The 22377-nt window shown below is 72.1% G+C and carries 19 protein-coding genes; 10 read left to right on the top strand and 9 right to left on the bottom strand.

The window, feature by feature from the left end; all coding sequences use genetic code 11:
* Positions 1-137 precede the first annotated feature (137 nt).
* Positions 138-1274, bottom strand: coding sequence for an MFS transporter (locus IEZ00_RS13395; RefSeq protein WP_189223547.1), 1137 nt, complete (start codon positions 1272-1274; stop codon positions 138-140).
* A 5-nt stretch (positions 1275-1279) separates the two neighbouring features.
* Between IEZ00_RS13395 and IEZ00_RS13390 the strand changes: the two genes are divergently transcribed.
* The gene (locus IEZ00_RS13390; protein WP_189223546.1) at positions 1280-1831 is read left to right on the top strand and encodes a MarR family winged helix-turn-helix transcriptional regulator; all 552 of its coding nucleotides are present in this window, start codon (positions 1280-1282) and stop codon (positions 1829-1831) included.
* Positions 1818-2297 carry an NUDIX hydrolase gene (locus IEZ00_RS13385; protein ID WP_189223545.1) on the top strand — a complete coding sequence of 160 codons (480 nt, stop codon included), beginning with the start codon at positions 1818-1820 and terminating at the stop codon, positions 2295-2297. The genes IEZ00_RS13390 and IEZ00_RS13385 overlap by 14 nt, the downstream gene beginning before the upstream one ends.
* Positions 2298-2459: 162 nt before the next feature.
* Here the strand turns inward: IEZ00_RS13385 and IEZ00_RS13380 are convergent, their stop codons facing one another.
* Together IEZ00_RS13380 and IEZ00_RS13375 are read right to left on the bottom strand one after the other, a co-directional pair.
* On the bottom strand, positions 2460-3044 hold the full coding sequence (locus IEZ00_RS13380) for a flavodoxin family protein (RefSeq protein ID WP_189223544.1): 585 nt from the start codon (positions 3042-3044) through the stop codon (positions 2460-2462).
* Between the two features lie 31 nt (positions 3045-3075).
* A complete protein-coding gene (locus IEZ00_RS13375; RefSeq protein WP_229795583.1) occupies positions 3076-4080 on the bottom strand; it encodes an aldo/keto reductase in 1005 nt (334 codons plus the stop codon).
* An 87-nt stretch (positions 4081-4167) separates the two neighbouring features.
* Here IEZ00_RS13375 and IEZ00_RS13370 point away from each other — a divergent pair, with 87 nt between their 5' ends.
* Both IEZ00_RS13370 and IEZ00_RS13365 read left to right on the top strand, forming a co-directional pair.
* The gene (locus tag IEZ00_RS13370; RefSeq protein WP_229795581.1) at positions 4168-4941 is read left to right on the top strand and encodes a TetR/AcrR family transcriptional regulator; all 774 of its coding nucleotides are present in this window, start codon (positions 4168-4170) and stop codon (positions 4939-4941) included.
* A complete protein-coding gene (locus tag IEZ00_RS13365) occupies positions 4938-5084 on the top strand; it encodes a hypothetical protein (RefSeq protein WP_189223542.1) in 147 nt (48 codons plus the stop codon). Before IEZ00_RS13370 ends, IEZ00_RS13365 begins: the two co-directional genes overlap by 4 nt.
* Here the strand turns inward: IEZ00_RS13365 and IEZ00_RS13360 are convergent.
* Entirely contained in the window at positions 5074-6003 is a 930-nt protein-coding gene (locus IEZ00_RS13360) for an NADP-dependent oxidoreductase (protein WP_189223894.1), read from the bottom strand. The two genes, IEZ00_RS13365 and IEZ00_RS13360, sit on opposite strands and share 11 nt — an antisense overlap.
* Positions 6004-6159: 156 nt before the next feature.
* Between IEZ00_RS13360 and IEZ00_RS13355 the strand changes: the two genes are divergently transcribed.
* The 4 genes from IEZ00_RS13355 (at position 6160) to IEZ00_RS13340 (ending at position 11759) form a co-directional block, all read left to right on the top strand.
* The gene (locus tag IEZ00_RS13355; protein WP_229795580.1) at positions 6160-7443 is read left to right on the top strand and encodes a GlnX family signal transduction membrane protein; all 1284 of its coding nucleotides are present in this window, start codon (positions 6160-6162) and stop codon (positions 7441-7443) included.
* A gap of 65 nt (positions 7444-7508) precedes the next feature.
* Entirely contained in the window at positions 7509-8477 is a 969-nt protein-coding gene (locus tag IEZ00_RS13350) for a glutamate ABC transporter substrate-binding protein (protein ID WP_189223892.1), read from the top strand.
* Between the two features lie 49 nt (positions 8478-8526).
* On the top strand, positions 8527-10788 hold the full coding sequence (locus IEZ00_RS13345) for a serine/threonine-protein kinase (RefSeq protein ID WP_189223541.1): 2262 nt from the start codon (positions 8527-8529) through the stop codon (positions 10786-10788).
* Positions 10789-10790: 2 nt separating this feature from the next.
* Entirely contained in the window at positions 10791-11759 is a 969-nt protein-coding gene (locus IEZ00_RS13340) for a PP2C family protein-serine/threonine phosphatase (RefSeq protein ID WP_189223540.1), read from the top strand.
* 56 nt (positions 11760-11815) lie between these two features.
* Here IEZ00_RS13340 and IEZ00_RS13335 read toward each other — a convergent pair whose 3' ends face one another.
* A complete protein-coding gene (locus tag IEZ00_RS13335; RefSeq protein ID WP_189223539.1) occupies positions 11816-13126 on the bottom strand; it encodes an erythromycin esterase family protein in 1311 nt (436 codons plus the stop codon).
* A 61-nt stretch (positions 13127-13187) separates the two neighbouring features.
* Between IEZ00_RS13335 and IEZ00_RS13330 the strand changes: the two genes are divergently transcribed.
* Positions 13188-13724 carry a helix-turn-helix domain-containing protein gene (locus IEZ00_RS13330; RefSeq protein ID WP_189223538.1) on the top strand — a complete coding sequence of 179 codons (537 nt, stop codon included), beginning with the start codon at positions 13188-13190 and terminating at the stop codon, positions 13722-13724.
* Positions 13725-13755: 31 nt separating this feature from the next.
* Here IEZ00_RS13330 and hrpA read toward each other — a convergent pair whose 3' ends face one another.
* The gene (gene hrpA / locus IEZ00_RS13325; protein WP_189223537.1) at positions 13756-17658 is read right to left on the bottom strand and encodes an ATP-dependent RNA helicase HrpA; all 3903 of its coding nucleotides are present in this window, start codon (positions 17656-17658) and stop codon (positions 13756-13758) included.
* Between the two features lie 251 nt (positions 17659-17909).
* Here hrpA and IEZ00_RS13320 point away from each other — a divergent pair, with 251 nt between their 5' ends.
* Positions 17910-18920, top strand: coding sequence for a hypothetical protein (locus tag IEZ00_RS13320; RefSeq protein ID WP_189223536.1), 1011 nt, complete (start codon positions 17910-17912; stop codon positions 18918-18920).
* 612 nt (positions 18921-19532) lie between these two features.
* On the opposite strand, the gene IEZ00_RS13315 is transcribed toward IEZ00_RS13320, so the two are convergent.
* The 3 genes from IEZ00_RS13315 to IEZ00_RS13305 form a co-directional block, all read right to left on the bottom strand.
* On the bottom strand, positions 19533-20219 hold the full coding sequence (locus IEZ00_RS13315; RefSeq protein WP_189223535.1) for a histidine phosphatase family protein: 687 nt from the start codon (positions 20217-20219) through the stop codon (positions 19533-19535).
* Positions 20220-20485: 266 nt separating this feature from the next.
* Complete coding sequence (locus IEZ00_RS13310) at positions 20486-21310, bottom strand: undecaprenyl-diphosphate phosphatase (protein WP_189223534.1); 825 nt, start codon at positions 21308-21310, stop codon at positions 20486-20488.
* Entirely contained in the window at positions 21307-22356 is a 1050-nt protein-coding gene (locus tag IEZ00_RS13305) for an LLM class F420-dependent oxidoreductase (RefSeq protein WP_189223533.1), read from the bottom strand. The genes IEZ00_RS13310 and IEZ00_RS13305 overlap by 4 nt, the downstream gene beginning before the upstream one ends.
* Positions 22357-22377: the final 21 nt, after the last annotated feature.

Here is a 22377-nt window from a genome sequence, read left to right as displayed (position 1 = left end):
GTACTTGCCGACGCAGCAGGGGGTGCCCGCGAGCGCCGTCTTTGGCGACCTGCCGCGCGGCGAGCGCATTACGGGTAGTAGTTACTGGTCCCCGCACAGCCACCGGGTGGTACTTGCCGACGCACTGCGGGGGTGCTTCACCGGGTGGGCAGGGTTTGGCGGCGGGTCAGGGCGAAGACCAAGGCGACTGCCAGGGCGGCGGTGACCAGCAGGAACGCGGGCCCGCCGCCGTGCCGGTCGCCCAGCGGGCCCGCCAGGGCCGACCCCAGTGCGCCGCCGAGCTGGCCCACGGTGGTCAGCCAGCCGTAGACCTCGGCGCTGCGCTGCTCCCCCACCGCCGCGGCGACCACCTGGTCGCCGGTGGCCAGCCACGGCGACAGGGCCAGGCCGAACCCGCCGATCGCGACGGCCATGGGGGTCACCCCCGAGGGCAGGGCCAGCGGCAGCGAGGTCAGGGTGAGCACGGCCAGCAGCGCCAGGTAGGTGGTGCGCAGCGGCAGCCGGGGTGGGCGGACGACCAGGGCCAGGCCGCCGACGAGGCTGCCGACCGACCAGATCGCGACCAGCACGCCCGCTTGGCCGGGTTGGCCGCTGTGCTGGGCGAAGGCGGGCACCAGCACCCACATCGCGCCCATGCAGATCCAGTAGCCGAGGTAGGTGCCCGCGAGGGTGCGGACCACCGGCAGGGCGTGCGGTCGGGTGTTCGGCTCGCCGCGAGGCGTGGGCGCGTGGGGACCGGTCGCGACCGAGGGGACCGCGACGGCCAGTGCCAGCGCTCCGCACGCGGCGGTGGCCAGGACCGCGACGACGGGGTCGGCCAGTGCCGTCCACGCGGTCACCCAGAGCGGTCCGGCGATGTAGACGGTCTCCATCGCGACCGCGTTCACCGCGTACCCGCGGGTCCGCTCCCCCGGCGCGAGGCGGGCCAGCAGCGCCCGGACGCTGCTGGCGGCCGGTGGGGTGCACAGTCCGGAGAGCGCGGCGACGCCGACGAACGCGGCGGGCGCGCGAGCGGTGATCAGCGCGGCCTGGGCGACGAGGAACAGCGCGCACGACACGGTCAGCACGCGCCGGTCGCCGAAGCGGGCCAGCGCTCGGGACCACCAGGGCGAGGTCACCGCCATGCCGACCGCCGCCGCACCGCCCGCCAGACCCGCCACGGCGAAGCTGCCGGTGACGTGCGAGCCCAGCAGCGTCACCAGAAGCGGGCGCATGGCCACCGGCAACTGGCCGAGGTTCATCGCGATGACCACGACCAGCAGGCGTAGATTCATGAGTTATGAATGACCTGGACGCCAAAGCGGCAAACGTGCTGGGCGCGGTGGGGTTGCTGGTGGCGGGGGCGGTGCGGGAAGCGGTCACCGGCGTCGTCGGCGCGGGCGGGGTGCTGGGCGAGGCGCTGATCGCGATCAAGGACCAGCCCGGTCGCACCGCCGACTGGTTGGCTTCGGTGCTGCGCATCTCGCAGCCGGGGTCGGCGCACCTGGTGCGCAGGCTGACCGAGGCGGGCTGGGTCGCGCGCGGCACCGCGCGCGACGGGCGCAGCCGCCCGCTGCGGCTGACCGAGGCCGGCGAGCGGGTGGCGGCCGATGCGCTGGCGGCCCGGCAGGCGGTGCTGGCGCAGCTGAGCGAGCGGTTGACCCGGCGGCAGCGGCAGGAACTGGTGGAGATCGCCGACGCCCTGCTGGGCCCCGAGGCGCGCACCGAGCAGCTGCTGGCCGAGCTGTGCAGGCTGTGCGACCGGGACAGCTGCCCGCGCTGCCCGGTGCACGCCGGGTGGCTGCGGGTGTGCGGGCGCGACGGTGGAGGATGGGACGGTGGCGACTCCTGACTTCGTCCTGGCCCTGCGCGAGAAGATCGGCACCGACATGCTGTGGCTGACCGGCGTGACCGCCGTGGTGCTGCGAGGGCAGGAGGTGCTGCTGGTGCGCCGGGCCGATTCGGGAGCCTGGACCCCGGTGACGGGCATCGTCGACCCCGGTGAGGAGCCCGCCGACGCGGCGGTGCGCGAGGTGCTGGAGGAGGCCGACGTGCACGCCGCGCCCGAGCGGCTGGCGATGGTGCACGTCCTGCCGCCCGCCCGGTACGCCAACGGCGACCAGGTGCAGTACCTGGACCTGGTGTTCCGACTGCGGTGGGAGTCCGGCGAGCCCTACCCCGCCGACGGGGAGAACACCGAGGCCCGCTGGTTTGCGCTGGACGGGCTGCCGGAGTTGGAGGCGACCATGCGCGCCCGCATCGACGCGGCGGTGGCCGACACCCCGCACGCCCGGTTCACCTCGCGCGGCGTGCGATGACGCTGCCGCTGTCCCGGTCGCAGCCAGAGCGATCGCTCGACGTGGAGGCAGACCCCGAACGCCCTTGCTGATGGAGGGGAGGCGACACCGGGGGGCCACGTCACGGTGACAAGGCCCCGACCGGCGCTGGGCGCGGTAGGCGTTGTCGAGCCGTTCGCGGGTCTACGGCGCAACCGGATGTTGATAGCGCAGGGCTTGGGTTGCGACCCTGGCCCCGAGGTGGCGTGCCGTGGTCATGTCGGCGGTGTGGACGGCCTCTGGGCCTTGGTCGTTCCAGGTTTGGGCGCCCGCGCCGAGGTAGAACCCGAGCCGGTTGTCGTCGTGTTCGCTGCTGGTGGTGGTGTTCCAGCCGGGCATCAGGCCCAGGCTGACCCAGTGCATGCCGTGTTGCGCGGCGAGCAGGGACAGGTACTGCAGCGTGTGCAGCTTGTCGCCGCTCATCGATCCGGAGTTGGTGAACCCGGACGCGAGCTTGTCCAACCATTGCTGGGTCATCCAGCGCTTCGAGGTCGCTTCGGCGAATACGTGGAACGCCCCGGATGCCGATCCCATGTAGGTCGGTGTTCCGAAGATGATCGCGTCACTGGTATCGAGGATCGCCCACTTCGCGTCGGTCATGTCCGCTACGTCGACCATGTCGGCGCGGGCCTCCGGTACCGACTCGATACCGTCGCGCACGGCCTTGGCGATCTGCAGGGTGTGCCCGTAGCCGGAGTAGTAAGCGATGGCGACTTGAACGGATGGCATATCGGATTTCCTTTCGTCGTGCGGGGCCGGCTCAGGACTCGCGTGAGCCGGCGGTCTCGGTCATGTCCGGGTAGCGTTCGCCGGCCACCTGCTCGGCGATCGGGTCCAGACGTGCGAGTTCGTCGTCGGTGAGGGTGATCTCGAGCGCGGCCAGGTTCTCCGCCAGTCGGGCCGGTTTGCGGGTGCCGGGGATCGGCACCACGGTCAGGTTCCGCACGACGGCTTGTCGATGCAGCCAGGCCAGGGCGACCTGCGCCATCGACGCACCGCGAGCTTCGGCGATTTCGGCGACAGGTGTGAGCAGCTCGGCGTTGCGCTGGGCGTTCTCGCCGGTGAAACGGGGGAACACCGAGCGGATGTCGTTGCCTTGCAACTGGGCAGGCATCGCGCCGGTCAGGAAGCCCCGCCCGAGCGGCGAGTAAGGCACAACGCCGACGCCGAGTTCAGCGGCGGCCGGCACCAGGGTGCGCTCGATGTCACGAGTGAACAGCGACCACTCCGACTGCACGGCAGCGATCGGGTGGATGGCGTTGGCTTCGCGTAGCTCATCGCCCGTGACTTCGCTCAACCCCAGGTAGCGCATGCCCTGCGTCACCAAATCGGCCATCGTTCCGATCGAATCGGCCAATGGCACCTTCGGGTCGTAGCGGTGCATGTAGTAGAGGTCGATCACGTCGAGGCCGAGCCGGGACAGGCTGCCGTCGATGGCCTGTCGGATATAACGTGGATCGTTGTTCACGGACATCGAACCGTCGTCGTCGCGGACACTGCCGAACTTCGTGGCGATGACGACCTGCTCGCGGTGAGCCCGCACGAACGGGGCGAGGAAGCGTTCATTCTCGCCGCGGCCGTACATGTCGGCCGTATCGAACATCGTCACGCCCCGCTCCAGAGCCGCATCCAATGTCGCGCGAGCGGCCGACTCGTCGGTGTCGCCGTAGAACTCGCTCATCCCCATGCAGCCGAGGCCCTGCGCCCCCACCACCAGACCCCGACCACCGAGCCGGACCTGCTCCAGCCGTTTGCCGTCAGCCACTTCCGTCCCCCATCTGTTGACGTTGATAACGCTAGAACCGTGACGATGTCACTGTCAACGTCAACAGGCTTCTGTTATCGTCGGCACATGAAACCCGACGATCGACGCGGCGGGTCCGACGAGCAACGCGAGCGCATCCTGAGCTCGGCGGTGAAACTGCTCGCCGATGCCGGGCCATCCGCGTTGTCCACTCGAGCCGTCGCGGCAGCGGCCGGAGTTCAGACGCCGACGCTGTACCGGCTCTTCGCGGACAAGGACGGGCTGCTCGACGCCGTGGCCAGCTTCGGCTTTGAGAGCTACCTCGCCGAGAAGCGCGCGTTCGAGCCCAGCGACGACCCGGTCGACGACCTGCGCCGGGGCTGGGAGGTACACGTCGAGTTCGGGTTGGCCAATCCCGCCATCTACACGCTGATGTACGGGAACTTGCGGCCGGGCCGCCGCCCCGCGGCGGCAACGGAGAACCGGGCCATCCTGCGCGGCATGCTCGAACGCGCCAAAGTGCAGGGCCTGCTCCGGGTACCTGTCGAGACGGCCGTGGTGGCCATCGAGGCGTCCACGACAGGCGCGGTCCTCCTCCTGCTGGCCCAGCCGGAACAGGCGCGGCACGCCCAGCTGATCCGACCATTGCGCGACATCGTGCTCGACGCCCTGATGGAGCAGGCGGAACCGCGCGCCGACGACCGCTCCCACATCGCCGACCGCGCACAGTCACTGCTCGCGATCATCACCCCCGCCGGCAATGCCGACCCCGTGGTCGACGCGGGCTTCAGCGTCTTCGAAGCCGGCCTGCTGCGCGAGTGGCTCGCACGGCTCAACGAGGCCCACGAATCCGCCGGTAGCAGCAACCCGGCATCTCGATGACGGCGGCGGACTTCTCGCAGTGGGGGGCGATCCGCTCCAGCAGCGCGTCCAGGCTGGTCGTGGAGCCCCGGTCCTCACCGTCGGAGAGCGCGAACCTGCTGGGCGAGGCGCTGCTGGAGGTACGGGCCGCGCTCAGGGGGTGAGCACGATCTTGCCGCGGGTGCGGCCGGACTCGATCAGCTCGTGGGCCTTCCCGGCCTGCGCCAGCGGCAGCACCGCGTCCAGCTCGGTGCGCAGCGCCCCGCCCTCGACCAGGTCGGCCAGCGCGGTCAGGCCCAACCGGTCGGGTTCGCACAGCACCGCCGCGGCGCGCACCTCGCGGCCCGCGGCCGCCTCGGCCAGCGCGGGCAGGGTGTTGCCCAGGATGGTGACCACGGTGCCACCGGGCCGCACGACGGGCACCGAGCGGACGCCGATGTCCCCGCCGACGGTGTCGAACACGACATCGACGTCGCGGACCTGCTCGGCGAAGTCCGCGGTGGTGTAGTCGATCGGCTCGTCCACCCCCAGCTCGCGCAGGAAGTCGTGCTTGGCGGCGCTGGCCGTGCCGATCACGTGCGCTCCCCTGGCCTTGGCCAGCTGCACGGCCACGTGGCCGACACCGCCCGCGGCGGCGTGCACGAGCACGCGCTGGCCCGCCTGCAGGTGGGCGGTCTCCACCAGGCTCTGCCACGCGGTCAGGCCGACCAGCGGCAGCGCGGCGGCGTGCGGGTGGTCCAGCGCCGCGGGCTTGGGCGCGAAGTGGCGGGTGGGGGCGACGACGTACTCGGCGTAGGCGCCCGCCTCGCGGGGGAACAGGGGCATCCCGAACACCTCGTCGCCGGGCCGGAACAGGGTGACGCCGAAGCCGACGGCCTCCACCACGCCGGAGACGTCCCAGCCGAGCACGAACGGCAGCTCGCCCAGCAGGTACCCGGTCGCGCGGGTCTTGGCGTCGACCGGGTTGACCCCGGCGGCGTGCACGCGGACGAGGATCTCGGTGGGGCCGGGTTCGGGCCGGGGCCGTTCCACCTCGTGCAGCACCTCGGGACCGCCGAACCGGTCCTGGCTGATCGTGCGCATGGCAGTCATGGACCGATCCTGGGGCAGGTCGCCCAGGTGCGCCAATCGCGCCCGCACTCCGACGGGTCGCGATGAATTACGTCCGATTCCGCTCACCGGAAAAGTACGCTGGGCGCAGCGGCGGGTGACGCCGATCACCTCGGGAAGGGGGCGGTCGTGCTGGTCGAGGGCCAGCGCAACAGGCGCGTCCTGCGCCGGGTGACCGGGCTGGCCCGCAGCACCCCCGGCCGGTTGAGCCTGGTCGCGCTGCTGCTGATCTCGGCGAGCCTGCTGGCGGGCGCACTGACCGCGCTGTCGGTGCAGCGCAGGTCCGACGCGCTGGCGGCGCTGGCGGACCGCAGCGAGCCGCTGGCCTTCGCCGCGCAGGAGGTCCACCGGGCGATGGCCGACGCCGACGCGACCGCGGCCAGCGCGTTCCTGTCCGGCGGGGTGGAGTCCCCGCGCCTGCGCGGGCGCTACGAGGCGGACGTGGCCAAGGCCGCGGCGGCGCTGTCGGCGGCGACCAGCGAGAGCACCCGCTCCCCCGAGCTGTCGCCGGTGCTGTCGACGCTGTCGGGGCAGCTGCCGGTCTACACGGGGCTGGTGGAGACCGCCCGCGCGCACAACCGGCAGGGCAACCCGGTAGGAGCGGCCTACCTGCGGGAGGCCTCGCACCTGATGCGCTCGCGGCTGCTGCCCGCCGCGCAGGAGCTCTACCGGGCGGAGACCGGCAACGTGGCGCGCGACCTGCGCGGAGCCGGAGCGCTGCCGTGGTCGGAGCTGGCGCTGGGGGCGGTGCTGCTGACGGCGCTGGCGCTGGCGCAGCGGTACCTGACCCGCAAGACCAACCGGCTGCTCAACGTGGGTCTGCTGGTCGCCACGGCGATGGCGGTGGTGTCGCTGCTGTGGGTGCTCGCCGCCAGCCTGCTGGTGGTCGCGCGGGTGGACTCCAGCGCGCGGGACGCGGCGCTGGTGGACGTGCTGGCCAGGGCGCGGATCGCGACGCTGTCCGCCCGCGGCGACGAGACGCTGACGCTGGTGGCGCGCGGCAGCGGGGCGCAGTACGAGCAGCGCTACGGCGAGGCGGACGCCCAGTTGCGGGAGTTGCTGGCGCAGGCGCGCGGCATGACCGACGCGCCCGCCGTGGCCGCGGCGGTGCGGCACCAGCAGCGCTGGCAGGAGGTGCACGCGCGGGTGCGCGCGGCCGACGACGGCGGTGATGTCGCCCAGGCGGTGGCCCTGGCGCTGGGGCAGGACCCGGCGGGTGCGGCGACGGCGTTCGACGCGCTGGACGCCGGGCTGGTCGAGGCGCTGGCCGGGGCGCGGCAGGGGCTGACCGACTCCATCGCGCGGGCGCGCGGAGCGCTGACCGGGGCGGTGCCGGTGGTGGTGCTGCTGGCGCTGGGCGCGGCGGCGGCCTCGACGGCGGGGCTGTGGCAGCGGTTGAAGGAGTACCGGTGAGACCGCCACCCCGCCCCTTGCCGCCCCGCTCATGGCCGCGCGCGACCCCGCTGGTCAGGGCGCTGATGACGGTCGCGCTGGCATCGTTGCCGCTGCTGTGCGGCTGCGCCCCGGTGCCCAGCTCGGCGCCGGAGATCGGCGGCGGCGTGGTGGAGCCACCGCGGCCCGCCGACGTGGTGGAGCTGCCCGCGGCGCCCGGCAGCGCCACCGCGCCACCCGACTCCTGCGGGGATCCCCTGGCCAGCCTGCGGCCGACCGGGCAGCAGCCCGCGCCGGGGCGGATGCCCGCCGGGTCGACCATGGAGCGCATCCAGCAGCGCGGCAAGCTGATCGCCGGGGTGGACCAGAACACCTACCTGATGGGGTTCCGCAACCCGCTGTCCGGGCAGCTGGAGGGCTTCGACGTGGACATGGTCCGCGAGGTCGCCGCGGCGGTGCTGGGCGATCGCGACGCCGTCCAGTTCAAGGTGCTGACCTCCGACGAGCGCATTCCGGCGCTGGAGCGCGGCGAGGTCGACATCGTGGTGCGCACCATGACGGTCAACTGCGAGCGCAGGCAGCGGGTGGACTTCTCCGCGGTGTACTACCTGGCGGGCCAGAAGGTGCTGGTGCCCACCTCCTCCGACGCGGACGGCATCGAGGACCTGGGCGGGCGGCGGGTGTGCGCGACCAAGGGCTCCAGCTCGCTGACCAACGTGGCCGCCGCCCCGTCGCGGCCGATCGCGGTCGGGGTGCCCAACTGGACCGACTGCCTGGTGATGCTGCAACAGGGCCAGGTGGACGCGATCTCCACCGACGACACGATCCTGGCCGGGTTCGCCGCGCAGGACCCCTACACCAAGGTGGTGGGGCCGCGGTTCACCACCGAGCCCTACGGCATGGCCGTGCCCAGGCACCACGAGGACTTCGTGCGGTTCGTCAACGGCGTGCTGGAGCGGTTGCGCGCCGACGGCACCTGGGCGGCGATCCACCGCCGGTGGCTGGGCGACCCGCCCGCCCCGCCCGCCCCGCCCGAGCCGGTCTACCGGGATTGACGTGCAGTCCCGTGGCAGGGGTGCGCCTGCCGGGCAGGATGGAGAGGCGATGAGGACGTGCCCGCGACCCGCGTGCGGCGGCCGGGTGGGCAGCGACGGGTTCTGCCACCGGTGCGGCCTGGAGGCGCCGGTGCTGGAGGACACCGCTCCGGCCACCGCTGCTGATGCCGCTGCGGGCACCGGCCCCCGCACCGCGCCGGACAGCTCCCCGTCGACCGGGCCGGGCACCGCGCCGTGGACGGGGACGAGCGCCGCGGCGACCCGGTCGCGGCGGGCCGTCACCCGCGCGTCGACGCGCTCCTCGGGACGGGGCCGGCTGGGCGCGGGCCTGGTGGAGGTGCCGCGCGTGCCCTACCGCGACCCCAAGACCGCGGTGCTGACCGACCCGGAGGTGCCCGAGGCCAAGCGGTTCTGCAGCAACTGCGGCAAGCAGGTCGGGCGCGGCCGCGACGGGCGGCCGGGGCGGGTCGAGGGGTTCTGCGCGCACTGCGGCCACCGCTACTCGTTCACCCCGAAGCTGGAGCCGGGCGAGGTGCTGCACGAGCAGTACGAGGTGCTGGGGTGCCTGGCGCACGGCGGGCTGGGCTGGATCTACCTGGCCGCCGACCACGCGGTCAGCGACCGGTGGGTGGTGCTCAAGGGCCTGCTGGACTCCGGGGACGCCGACGCGATGGCCGCGGCGATGGCCGAGCGCCGGTTCCTGGCGGAGGTGGAGCACCCCAACATCGTCAAGATCCACAACTTCGTGCGGCACGCCGACCGGCGCAGCGGCGAGCTGGTCGACTACATCGTGATGGAGTACGTCGGCGGCACCTCGGTCAAGGACATGATCAAGCAGCTGCGCGCGCGGGGCACCGGCACCGAGTCGCTGCCGGTGGCGCAGGCCATCGCCTACGCGCTGGAGGCGCTGCCCGCCCTGGGCTACCTGCACAGCGTGGGACTGCTGTACTGCGACTTCAAACCCGACAACGTGATCCAGACCGAGGAGCAGCTCAAGCTGATCGACCTGGGCGCGGTGCGGCGCGTTGACGACCGGCACTCCCCCATCTACGGCACCATCGGCTACCAGGCGCCGGAGATCGGCAAGCGCGGCCCGTCGGTGGCCTCCGACCTGTACACGGTGGGCCGGGCGCTGGCGGTGATGAGCTTCCACTTCGACTTCCGCCACGCCCACCGCGAGTCGCTGCCGGGGCCGCAGGAGCAGCCGCTGCTGGCGCGGCACGACTCGTTCCGCCGGTTCCTGGCCCGTGCCACGCACCGCGACCCCGACCAGCGCTTCGCCTCGGCCGAGGAGATGGCCGAGCAGCTGACCGGGGTGCTGCGGGAGGTGCTGGCGCAGCAGGACGGCCTGCCGCGACCGGGGCTGTCGCGGCAGTTCACCCCGGAACGGCGGGTGCCCGCCGCGTTCGACGTGGCCCGCGACGCCGGGGCCGCGTGGCGGGCGCTGCCGGTGCCGCAGGTGGACGCCGCCGACCCGGCGGCGGGGTTCCTGGCCACGGCGGGCGGCGACCCGCAGGAGCTGGTGCGGGCGCTGCGGTCGGCGCCGGTGACCACGGTGGAGGTGCGGCTGCAGCTGGCGCGGTCGCTGGTGGAGGCGGGCCGGGTGGCCGAGGCGGAGGCGGAGCTGGACGCGCTGGCCGCCGCGCGGGACGTCGAGGACGACCTCGCCGAGGACGACTGGCGTCCCGGCTGGTACCTGGGGGTGGCGGCGCTGGCGGACGGGCGGGTGCGACAGGCCAGGGAGGCGTTCGAGATCATCTGCGACGTGCTGCCCGGTGAAGCCGCCCCCAAGTTGGCGATCGCGGTGTGCGCGGAGGCCGAGGGCGACCCGGCCACCGCGGCGCGGTTCTACGAGGTGGTGTGGTGCACCGACCACTCCTACGTCAGCGCCGCCTTCGGCTGGTCGCGGGTGCTGCTGGCGCGCGGGGCCCGGCGGGAGGCGGTGGCGGTGCTGCACTCGGTGCCCGACACCTCCAGCCACCACGTGACCGCGCAGGTGGGCGCGGTGCGGGCGCAGGCGGGCGGGGAACTGCCCGACGTGCTGGCGGCCGGTACCCGGTTGGCGGGGCTGGAGCTGGACGTGGCGCGGCGGGTGGAGCTGACCGCGGAGGTGCTGGGGCGGGCGCTGGAGTCGCTGCGCGCGGGCGAGGCGGTGCCGGGAACCCTGCTGGGCTGCCCGGTCACCGACACCGGCCTGCGGCTGGGGCTGGAACGCTGCTACCGGCAGCTGGCCCGGTTGGCCGACACCCCCGAGCAGCGCATCGCTCTCGTCGACCGCGCGAACGCGGTCCGGCCAAGGACGTTGGTGTGATCATGGAGTGCTGTCCGGAGTGCGGGGCGCCGGTCTCGGCGCAGGACCGGTTCTGCGAGGCGTGCGGGCGCAACCTGCGGGTGCAGCGCACCCCGGTGGGCGGGCCGGGCGCCGGACCCGCGACGCGGTGCGCGTGCGGCGGGGAGGAGTTCGACGCCGGGCGGTGCTGCGCGCGGTGCGGCCGGGCGCGCGGGCAGGGGCGCGACCGGGTGGAGTTCTCGCTGCCGGGCGTGGCCGGGGTCAGCGACCTGGGCAGGCGCAGGCGCCGCAACGAGGACTCGCTGGCGTTCGGGCGGGTGCGCGGGCGCGGGGTCGCGGCGGTGGTGTGCGACGGGGTGGCTTCCTCCGAGCGCGCCGAGCAGGCCTCCCAGCTGGCCGCGGACACCGCCTTGGACGTGCTGCTGGCGGCGGTGCAGTGCGGAGGTGACGCGGAGGCGGCCACGGTGGACGCGGCGATGTCGGCCGACCGCGCGGTGAGCGCGCTGGCGCGGCCGGAGGCGCCGGAGCTGGCGCCGTCGTGCACCTTCGTCTCGGCGGTGGTGATCGACGGGGCGGTGACCGTGGGCTGGGTGGGCGACAGCCGCGCCTACCTGGTGGCCGAAACCGGTGCCGCGCGCCTGACCAGCGACGACACCTGGGCCGCGCAGCTGGTGGCACAGGGGGTGCTGACCGAGCGGGAAGCGCTGACCGACCGGCGGGCGCACGTGCTGTCCAAGTGGCTGGGCGGGGACTCGGGCTTCGGCACACCACAGGTGGTGACGCTGCAGGCGGGGACACCGGCGCTGCTGGTGCTGTGCAGCGACGGGCTGTGGAACTACCTGCCCGAACCAGAGGACCTCAAGGCGGCGCTACCGGTGGGGGCACCGCCGCTGGAGGTGGCGCGGGCGCTGGTGGAGGTGGCCCTGGAGTCCGGGGGCCACGACAACGTGACGGTGGTCGTCGTTCAGCTGCGGGGTGGGCATGGCGCTTGATCTCGCCCGAATCCCCTGCGGGGCAACCGGGTGCACGTGGCCGCGTGGCTGACCCGCTAGCGCGCCTGCCACGCGGCGACGGCCGCCCGCACCTCCTCGGGTGAGGCCGTCAGGGCGTCGGGGTCGGGGGTGGCCTCGGTGACGTAAGGGAGGTGGACGAGGAGGTCGTAGGCGTCCAGAGGGTCGACTTCGGCGTAGTAGGTGCCGTAGCGCTGCCGTGACGCGGCCCGCACGGCCTCGGCGTCGCGCGAGGACAGGGTGCGCAGATCGGTGGTGAAAGGCCCGTCATGGCTTGCGGCCATGAGCGCGTCGAGGCTGCCCGGCTCGGGCGGTGGCAGACGCTCGAACAGCTCGCCCGCGAAGAAGCCGGGGCCCAGGGTGCGGCCGGTGGCGGTGGTGGTGCCGATGACCAGGTAGTCCCGCCCCAGCCGGTCGGCCAGGCGCATCCCCATGGTGGTCACCGGTGCCGCCGCGCCGGGCATGGTGACGGGTTGGCGCTGGATGTGGCCGTTGTGGGCGGCCAGCACCACGCGCCGCTCCCGGCCCAGCACCCACTCGACGGTCTCGGCGATGGTGGTGTCCCGGTGCAGCGCGGCGCTGCGCAGGTCGCCGCGTGCCATCCCGCGCAGCACCACGTCGAGGGTGACCGTGTTGGCCATCGCCCGCAGCGCGCGCTCGTAGTCTTCCGCGCCGGTGCGCCGGACGTGGTCCAGGCTGCCCGCCCGCAGGCGTGCCGCGAGTTCGGCCAGGCCCGCCGTCAGCGCGTCGCGGCGTTCGACCGGCAACTGCCCGTAGGCGGCCAGCGCCTGTGGGATGGCGAAGGCGGAGGTGGCCGGGAACGTCGCGGCGGTCGCGCGCAGGGCGGGGCTGACCGGCGACTCGGGCTCGGCGCGGGCCAGGTGGTCGAGCACGACGTCCAGGGCGGGCAGCAGGGAGGCGTTGGCGCACCCCAGGTCGATGCCGTAGAAGCCGACCGGAGTGGATGCGGCGGCGTTGTGCCGCCGCATCCACTCCAGGTGCTCGCGCATCTGCGTCCACGACCCCATCAGCGAGGTCAGGCCCTCGGCCAGGACCCGGCCGACCGGCTGCGCCCCGCCGCGGACCCAGTCGTCGACCAGCCACGCCTCGCAGGCCCCGGTCTCCATCGCGTAGGCGGTGAACCCGTGCCGTTCGACCAGGTAGCGCAGCAGGCGGTGGCGCAGCCGGTAGGACTCGGCGTTGTAGTGCGCGCTCTCGCCGATCGCGACCACCCGCGCGTCGCCGATGGCCCGGTCCAGGTGCGCCAGGTCGTCCAGCGGCGCGTCCGGGTCCAGCGTGCGCAGCGGTACCACCGCCTGGTCACCGAGCCTGTCCGGTGCGGTCGTCATGTCGCCCCCCATATCCGTTTCCAATTTTGGGAAAGGTACCAGATGTGAGATCGTCCGGGGCGTGGACGCCCTCGACCTGCTCCTGCACCCGATCCGGCTGCGCATCGTGCACGTGATGTCCGACAGCGGCACCCACACCACCTCGCAGGTGTGCACCCGCCTGCCCGACGTGCCCAAGACCACCGTGTACCGCCACGTGGGCCTACTGGTCGAGGGCGGGGTGCTGGAAGTCGCCGACGAGCAGCGCGTGCACGGCGCGGTGGAGCGGCACTACCGGCTGCGCCGCGAGCGGTACGCGGTGGACCAGCAGGCGGCCGAGGCCATGTCGCTGGAGGACCACCGCCGCGGGTTCACCGCCGCGATGGCCGCGATGATCGGCGAGTTCGGCTCCTACCTCGACCGTGACGGGGCCGACCCGGCCACCGACGGCGTCGGCTACCGCCAGGGCGTGCTGTGGCTCAGCCGCGAGGAACTGGCCGAGGTCGCCGAGGGGATGCGCCGGGTGTACGCGGCCAGAGCGGGCAACGGGCCCGCGCCGGGCCGGGCCCCCTACCTGGTCAGCGCGGTCTTCTTCCCCACCGCAACGCACCGGCCGTGAAGACGACGCACCCTCGGCCGCGGAGCCCGCCCTAGCGCTCGATGGCGTCCAGGGCCTTGTAGATGCGCTTGTCGGAAACGCTGTAGCGGGTGCCGATGGTCTGGGCGAAGTAGCTCAACCGCAGCTCCTCGATCATCCACCGCACCTCCTCCAACGCCTCCTGAGGCTCGTCGGCGGGCAACTGGGCGCGCAGCTCCCGGTACTCGGCGTGGACCTGGTGCACCCGGTCCATCCACTCCCGGTCACGCCCCACGTTCTCGGTCAGCTTCTCCAACCGCCGGGACATGCCCTGCAGGTAGCGGTGCACATCCCCCAGCCGCCCGGCCCCCGCCTCGGTGACGAACCCCTTGTGCACCAGACCGCGCAGCTGAGCCCGGACATCGGCCAGCGACTCCTCGAACACCGCGCCGCGCACCCCGGCCAGGCGCAACTCGACGTCCTGGGCCGCCTCCAGCACCCGCCGGACCTTGCCCACCACGTCGAACACCGTCTCACCCAGGTGCTTGCGCACGTGCTCGGCCAGCTTGGCGAACCCCGCCTGCGTCCACGCAGGCCCCCCGGCCTGCGCCATCAGCTGGTCCACCGCGGCCGCGATGCAATCCGCCAGCAGGGGCGCGACGCCGCCATGGGGATTGCGGGTCAACGCCAACTTCTCGGCGTTGTTCAGACCCCGCTGCAGCAGCTTGACCGGAGAAGGCACGGTCAGCAACAACAACCGCCGGGTACCCGCCCACATGGCCTGGCGCTGCCGACCGGGGGTGTCCAGGATCTCCACCGCCACCGAATCGCCCTTGTCCACCAGCGCCGGATACGCGGTGACCACGATGCCGGACTGGCGGCGCTGCACGGTGCGCGGCAGATCACCGATGTCCCAGCTGGTCACACCGGTGCGGGCCAGGCTGGCAGCGGCGGCGGCCAAGCTGTCGCGCAACTCCGCGCGCAACCGCTGCTTGAGCGCCCCCAGATCCTTGCCCCTGGCCAGCTCCCGGTCGTTGTCGTCCACGACCTGGAAGGTGAGCCTGAGATGCTCGGGCACCTGGTCCAGCCGCCACTCCTCGCGCGGCACGCTCACCCCGGTCAACGCCCTGAGCTCGCGCTCCAAGGCGGGCAGCAGGGCCTCGTCGGCGCCGATGCGGGCCAGCGCGGCAGCCGCCACGTCCGGCACGGGCACGAAGTTGCGGCGCAACGGCTTGGGCAGCGACCGGATCAGCGCCACCACCAGCTCCGTGCGCAGACCCGGCACCTGCCAGGACAGCGAGTCGTCGGGCAGCGCGGTCAACGCGGGCAGCGGCAACCGCACGGTCACCCCGTCCGCATCCGTGCCCGGCTCGAACCGGTAGCTCAACGGCAGGGTCAGCCCGCCGCGGTCGATCCGGTCGGGATAAGCCTCGGGACTGACCTGCGCCCGGTCGTTGACCAGCATGTCCTTGTCGAAGCTGAGCAGCTCCGGCTGGGCGTGCCGGGTCTTCTTCCACCAGCTGTCGAAGTGCCGGGCCGAAACCACCTCGGCGGGCACCCGCTGGTCGTAGAAGTCGTAAAGAGTCTCATCGTCGACGACGATGTCGCGCCGCCGCGCCCGGTTCTCCAGCTCCGCGACCTCCGCCAACAGCTCCCGGTTGCGGTGGAAGAACTTGTGGTGGGTAGTCCACTCCCCCTGCACCAGAGCGTGCCGGATGAACAGCTCCCGCGACAGCTCCGGATCGATCCGCCCGTAGTTGACCTTGCGGGAGGCCACGATCGGCACCCCGTACAAAGTCACCTTCTCCAGCGCCACCACCGCACCCCGGCGAGCCTCCCAGTGCGGCTCGCTGTAAGTGCGCTTGACCAGGTGCTCACCCAGCTTCTCGGCCCACTCCGGCTCGATGCGCGCCACGATCCGACCCCACAACCGCGAGGTCTCCACCAACTCCGCCGCCATCACCCACTGCGGAGGCTTGCGGAACAGCGCCGAACCGGGGAAGATCGCGAACTTCGCGTTGCGGGCCCCCAAGTACTCGGTGGCCTGCCGCTTGCCCGCGTCACGCTTGAGCACGTCCTTGACACCGATGTGCGACAACAACCCCGACAGCAGACTGATGTGGATGCTGCGCGGATCGGCGGGCTCGTCGTTGACGTGCACACCCAACGTCTTGGCCACCTGCCGCAACTGCGTGTACACGTCCTGCCACTCCCGCACCCGCAGGTAGTTCAGGAACTCCGACCGGCACAGCTTGCGGAACTGGTTGGACGACAGCTCCCGCTGCCTCTCCCGCAGGTAATTCCACAAGTTGAGATAAGCCAGGAAATCCGAGTCCGGATCGCGGAACCGGCTGTGCTGCTCGTCGGCGGCCTGCTGCTTGTCACTGGGCCGCTCACGCGGGTCCTGGATCGACAACGCCGCGGCGATCACCATGACCTCCCGCACGCAGCCGTTGCGATCACCCTCGATCACCATGCGCGCCAACCGCGGGTCCACCGGCAGCTGCGCCAACTTGCGCCCCAGCGGCGTCAACTTCTGCTCGGCGGGCAGGATCGCACCCAACTCCTGCAGCAACTGCACACCATCGGCGATGTTGCGCGACTCCGGCGGGTCGATGAACGGGAACGCCGCGATATCACCCAACCCGATGGAAGTCATCTGCAGGATGACCGACGCCAGGTTCGTGCGCAGGATCTCCGGATCGGTGAACTCCGGACGCGCGTCGAAGTCGTCCTCGGTGTAGAGCCGGATGCAGATACCCTCCGACACCCGCCCACAACGCCCCTTGCGCTGGTTGGCCGAAGCCTGCGAAATCGGCTCGATCGGCAACCGCTGCACCTTCAACCGGTGGCTGTAGCGCGAAATGCGCGCGGTACCCGGATCGACCACGTACTTGATCCCCGGCACCGTCAACGACGTCTCGGCCACGTTCGTCGCCAACACCACCCGACGCCCCCGGTGCGGCTGGAACACCCGGTGCTGCTCACCGAAGGACAACCGCGCGTACAACGGCAGGATCTCCGTATCACGCAGCTCCAACGCCGCCAACGCGTCCGCGGTGTCCCGGATCTCCCGCTCACCGGAGAGGAACACCAGCACATCACCGGGCCCCTCCGCCTGCAACTCCCGCACCGCGTCGCAGATCGCCTGCGTCTGATCCCGATCCGGATCGGCATCGACATCATCGGGATCCACGATCGGCCGGTAGCGCACCTCCACCGGGTACGTGCGCCCCGAGACCTCGATGATCGGCGCACCGCCGAAGTGCCGGGAGAACCGCTCCGGATCGATCGTCGCCGAGGTGATGACCACCTTCAGATCCGGCCGCCTCGGCAGCAACTGCTTGAGGTAGCCCAGCAGGAAGTCTACGTTGAGGCTGCGCTCGTGCGCCTCGTCGATGATGATCGTGTCGTAGCGCGACAGCATCCGGTCGCTCTGGATCTCGGCCAGCAGGATGCCGTCGGTCATCAACTTGACCAGCGTGTCATCACCGGACTGATCGGTGAAGCGCACCTTGTAGCCCACCGCCGACCCCAACGGCGTGCCCAACTCCTGCGCCACCCGCTCGGCCACCGTCCGCGCCGCCAACCGCCGCGGCTGCGTGTGCCCGATCTGCCCCAACACCCCCCGACCCAGCTCCAGGCAGATCTTGGGCAGCTGCGTCGTCTTGCCCGACCCCGTCTCCCCCGCCACGATCACCACCTGGTGCTCGCGGATCAACGCGGCGATGTCGTCCTTGCGCGCGCTGACCGGCAGCTCCGCCGGATAGGTGATCTTCGGCACGGCCTCGCGGCGCAGCGCCACCCGCAGCTCCGCCTGCTCCAGCTCCGCCTCGATCTCGGCGACCACCGCCAACCGCGCCTTGTCGTCACGGACCTTGCGGGCCCCCTCCAACCTGCGGCGAAGCCGCCGCTGGTCCCGCGACATGAGCTCGGGCAGGCGCTGATGCAGATCGGCGAAGAGCGAGGTGTTCATACTGCGCCCAAGGATAGTCAGCTCCACCCGCACAAGCCCCCGAATAACCCCCGCCGAGCACCGTTCGAGGCGTGCGTCTCACCACTGCCCCCCCAGCCACACCCCCGGCGACACCCCACAACCTAGCGACAAACCCCCCAAACCCCACCCGGCCGCACGAAGATCCGGTACACAACACCTGCCAACCACACCCGAGACCAACCATTCGGCGGATACCCACCACGCCAGGGCCTGGTGAGGTAGACCCGTCGATGAGTCGGGGGACCATCGAGGGGAAGCACTTGTTCCAACCCGTGCCGGTTCCCGGCCTGCCACCCAGCACCGCACTGGCGGACCTCGCCACCGCGGGCGACGACCACGCCTGGCTCGCGGGCACCACCGGGGTCTTCACCAGCCACCCCTCGGCCCCCCTCGTGCTGCGCTGGACCGGCCACACCTGGCAGGAAGAACCCCTCCCCCGCCTCCCCGCCGCCGCCAGCCTCGCGGGCATCTCCGCCACCGGCCCCCACGACGTCTGGGCCGTCGGCAACAGCGCGGGCAAACCCCTCCTGCTCCACTACGACGGCACCACCTGGCACCTCCTCGACCTGCCACCCATCACCTGGGCCAAAGCCGTCACCGCCATCACCCCCCACGACGTCCACATCGTCGGCACCGGCCCCGACACCCTCCACTGGGACGGCACCCGCTGGACCCGCACCACCGTCCTGGCCTCCCCCCGCGAAGGGCTCCAGACCATCACCGCCACCGGCCCCCACGACGTCTGGGCAGGCGGCGGCGGCCTCGCGGGCACCGGCCCCACCAGCTACGAGTACCCCGTCCTCATCCACTGGGACGGCACCCGCTGGACCGACCTGCGCGTCCCCCGCCTCGAACACGGCCACATCGCCCACCTCGCCGCCGCCACCCCCACCGACCTCTGGCTGGGCCACCAGCGCGACACCGACGGCCTGCTCGTCCACCGCTGGGACGGCCACCGCTGGCACCCCGTCCCCACCCCCACCGGCCCCGACCGGCTCAGCCTCCACGGCGTCACCGCGGGCTGGACCTGGGGCGTGCGCACCACCCGCCGCAGCTTCGAGACCCGCCCCGCCTTCCACCGCTGGACCGGCCAGGACTGGACCCCCATCCCCCTGCCCGACGACCTGGCCGCCACCCCCGCCTCCCACGTCGGCCTCGCCACCACCTCCACCGGCACCGCCTGGGCCTACCTCAAGACCGCCGAAGGCGTTCACGTCCTGCGCCACACCCCAGCCACCTGACGAGTCACCGGTCCTCCTGGGTGCGCTGTCGAGCGCCTTCGCCACCTGGGCCTCAGCGTCCCTGCGTTTTGGGTTTGTTCTGTGTGTTCGACGGGACCACTTTGTGTGATTGATTTTATTCCACACTGAAATCATCGAATATATTGATTTTGATGAGGTCGCCCGTGCCCCCGCCCGAACCGGTGCGCGTCTACCGCCCAGACCGGGTCGGTTGGGGCGCTGAGGAGAACACCGTCACCCGCCTCGGGTTGTGACCGACAGCGCACGGACGGTCGTCAACCGTAAACGCGACCCCGGCTCCCGGACGGAGCTGAACGGCCCAGCGCACCGCCCGACTCGGGCTACCGGTGACGTCGTCCTGGTCGCACTCCCCCGCTTGATCAGCGGTTTTGGACCGGCGCTTGCCCCGCGGGACGCATCCTGACCCGCGCAAGCCGGCAGACAGCTCTCCGCCGTCACCTCCAGGCAGGGGATTTACCAGGGCATTCACCGCAATACGATCAGCCCACCTGGTCGTCGGCCGCCGACCAGTCGGACCACCGCCCCACCGGTGGCCCCCGGCCTACCCTGCAAGGTCCGGGGGCCACTACCGCTGCGGCTCACCCGCGCGGCTCACCCGCCGGTGGTGCCGCCCACCACCGCGTCGGAGGAGGCGGGCCGCTCCGGCGGCGGCACCACCCCGGACAGGTCGCCGCCGTTGTCGTTGACCCGCAGCACGAACGGCCGGGTGGGGGTGTACTGGACCACCGACACCGAAGCCGGGTCGACCACGATCCGCTGGAAGCCGTCCAGGTGCACGCCCAGCGCGTCGGCCAGCACCGCCTTGATCACGTCGCCGTGGCTGCACGCCACCCACACCGCGCGCGGCCCGAACTCCTCGGTGATCCGCGCGTCGTGCCTGCGCACCGCGGCCACCGCGCGCGCCTGCACCGCGGCCAGCCCCTCCCCGCCGGGGAACACCGCGGCGGAGGGGTGCTGCTGCACCACCGACCACAGCGGCTCCTCGACCAGGTCTTTGAGCTCACGCCCGGTCCACTCGCCGTACTCCACCTCGGCCAATTCCGGCTCGACCACCGGGGTCAGCCCGCGCGCGGCCAGCAGCGGCTCCAGGGTCGCCCCGCAGCGCTCCAACGGCGAGGTCACCACGGCATCGACCGGAATGTCCGCCAGGCGGTCCACCAGGGCCTTGGCCTGCTCCTCCCCCTTGTCGGACAGCCGCACCCCCGGTTGGCGCCCGGCCAGCACACCGGAGCCGTTGGCGGTCGAACGCGCGTGTCGCAGCAAGATCACGGTAGCCACGGCCCCCACCCTATGCGGCCGGTTCTCCCACCGTGAAAAGCGACGCTCCCCCCTCGCCCCTCCCCCACCCGCGTCGGCAAGTACTACCCGACGAGGCCAGGAGGGCCGGTAACTACTACCCGACATGCGTGAAAGCGCGGGGGCGGGGTGCGCGAATGTCGAATTCGGGGTGTCCGGAGGTTCGACTCGCGGGAGGGCGACACGCTCGTAAACGGCGTGGAGGCCCTGCCGACCAGTGCGGCAGGGCCTCCACGTGGAGCCAGGGACTACGACGGGCTGATCAGGTTCATCGACAGCAGGCCCATGAGCACGATGCCCAGCAGCAGCCGGTACCAGACGAAGGCCGAGTAGCTGTGCTTGGACACGTACCGCAGCAGCCAGGCGATGGTGGCGTAGCCGACCGCGAAGGCCACGATCGTGGCCACGATCATCTGCGGCACCGACGCGGCGTTGGGCTCGGAGCGGTCGAGCACGTCGGGGATGCTGAACAGGCCCGCGCCGAACACCGCGGGCAGCGCAAGCAGGAAGGAGTAGCGCGCCGCGGAGGCGCGGTCCAGGCCCAGGAACAGGCCCGCGGTCAGCGTGCCGCCGGAGCGGGACACACCGGGGATCAGCGCCAGCGCCTGCGCCAGGCCCATGCCCACCGCGTCCTTGAGCTCCAGCCTGGTGCGCACGTGCTTGGCCAGCTGGTCGGCCAGGCCCAGCAGCAGGCCGAAGACCACCAGCACGGTCGCGGTGATCCACAGGTTGCGGAACGAGGACCGGATGACGTCCTTGAGCAGGAAGCCCAGGACGCTGATCGGGATCGAGCCGATGATGACGTACCAGGCCATCCGGTAGTCCTCGGTCTGCCGCGCGGCCTTGCTGAACAGGCCGCGGAACCAGGCCGCGATGAAGTTGCCGATGTCCTTGGCGAAGTAGATGAGCACCGCGACCTCGGTGCCCAGCTGGATCACCGCGGTGAACGACGCGCCCGCGTCGTTGCCGAAGAACAGCGTGGACACGATCCGCACGTGCGCCGACGAGGAAATGGGCAGGAATTCCGTCAAGCCTTGGACTAGTCCGAGGACAAGGGCCTGCAACCAGCTCAACTACCTACTCCTGCCAGATCCAGAGCTTCGGACGCCGTGCGCAGCGCGGCGATCCCCTGATCGAGATCTTGCAGCATGGGTGAAACCGTGAGAGTGGTGACCCCCGCCTCGGCGTAGGCCTTCATGCGGTCTGCTATGCGCTGCTTCGGGCCCAGCAGCGAGGTGCGGTCCAGGAAGTCCACCGGCAGCGCCGCCATGGCCCCCTGGTAGTCCCTGGCCAGGTACTTGTCCTGCACCTCGGCCGCTTCGGCGGCGAAGCCCATGCGCGCGGCGAGGGCGTTGTAGAAGTTCTTCTGCCTGCTGCCCATGCCGCCCACGTACAGCGCGGCGTAGGGGCGCACGCTGTCGGCGCACGCGCGCCAGTCGTCGCCGACGGCCAGCGGCACGGTCGGCACGACGTCGAAGCCGTCGAGGGTCTTGCCCGCCTTCTCCCGGCCTGCCCGCAGCGCGGTCAGCGACTCCGCGGAGTCCTCGGGCGAGAAGAAGATGGCCAGCCAGCCGTCGGCGATCTCGCCCGCCAGCTCGACGTTCTTCGGGCCCACCGCGGCGAGGTAGAGCGGGATGTGCTCGCGCACCGGGTGCACGGTCAGGGTGAGCGCCTTGCCGGGGCCGTCGGGCAGCGGCAGGGTGTAGTGCGTGCCGTCGTAGCGCAGCCGCTCCCGGCGCAGCGCCATGCGCACGATGTCGACGTACTCGCGGGTGCGCGCCAGCGGCTTGTCGAACCGCACGCCGTGCCAGCCCTCGGAGACCTGCGGCCCGGACACGCCCAGGCCCATCCGGAAGCGCCCGCCGGACAGCGAGTCCAGCGTCGCCGCGGTCATCGCCGCCATCGCCGGGGTGCGGGCGGGGATCTGCAGGATCGCGCTGCCCACGTCGACGCGCTCGGTCTGCGCGGCCACCCAGGCCAGCACCGTGGGCGCGTCGGAGCCGTAGGCCTCCGCCGCCCACACCACCGAGAAGCCCAGCCGGTCGGCTTCCTTGGCCAGTTCGAGGTTGGCCGCGTCGTTGCCGGCACCCCAGTACCCGAGGTTCAGTCCCAGTCGCACGAAGCCGGACCCTACCGCCGG

It is taken from the genome of Saccharothrix coeruleofusca (assembly GCF_014648515.1).
Lineage (GTDB): Bacteria > Actinomycetota > Actinomycetes > Mycobacteriales > Pseudonocardiaceae > Actinosynnema > Actinosynnema coeruleofuscum.
The sequence above is the reverse complement of the archived record's forward strand: the minus strand, read 5'-3'. Positions and strand labels throughout refer to the sequence as shown.

Bases quoted from the DNA above. Each gene is read 5' to 3' on its own strand.
- IEZ00_RS13365 (WP_189223542.1), top strand. From the start codon at position 4,938: ATGACGGCGGCGGACTTCTCGCAGTGGGGGGCGATCCGCTCCAGCAGC.
- IEZ00_RS13360 (WP_189223894.1), bottom strand. From the start codon at position 6,003: ATGCGCACGATCAGCCAGGACCGGTTCGGCGGTCCCGAGGTGCTGCAC.
- IEZ00_RS13380 (WP_189223544.1), bottom strand. From the start codon at position 3,044: ATGCCATCCGTTCAAGTCGCCATCGCTTACTACTCCGGCTACGGGCAC.
- hrpA (WP_189223537.1), bottom strand. From the start codon at position 17,658: ATGAACACCTCGCTCTTCGCCGATCTGCATCAGCGCCTGCCCGAGCTC.
- IEZ00_RS13320 (WP_189223536.1), top strand. From the start codon at position 17,910: ATGAGTCGGGGGACCATCGAGGGGAAGCACTTGTTCCAACCCGTGCCG.
- IEZ00_RS13395 (WP_189223547.1), bottom strand. From the start codon at position 1,274: ATGAATCTACGCCTGCTGGTCGTGGTCATCGCGATGAACCTCGGCCAG.
- IEZ00_RS13390 (WP_189223546.1), top strand. From the start codon at position 1,280: ATGAATGACCTGGACGCCAAAGCGGCAAACGTGCTGGGCGCGGTGGGG.
- IEZ00_RS13345 (WP_189223541.1), top strand. From the start codon at position 8,527: ATGAGGACGTGCCCGCGACCCGCGTGCGGCGGCCGGGTGGGCAGCGAC.
- IEZ00_RS13340 (WP_189223540.1), top strand. From the start codon at position 10,791: ATGGAGTGCTGTCCGGAGTGCGGGGCGCCGGTCTCGGCGCAGGACCGG.
- IEZ00_RS13335 (WP_189223539.1), bottom strand. From the start codon at position 13,126: ATGACGACCGCACCGGACAGGCTCGGTGACCAGGCGGTGGTACCGCTG.
- IEZ00_RS13350 (WP_189223892.1), top strand. From the start codon at position 7,509: ATGACGGTCGCGCTGGCATCGTTGCCGCTGCTGTGCGGCTGCGCCCCG.
- IEZ00_RS13370 (WP_229795581.1), top strand. From the start codon at position 4,168: ATGAAACCCGACGATCGACGCGGCGGGTCCGACGAGCAACGCGAGCGC.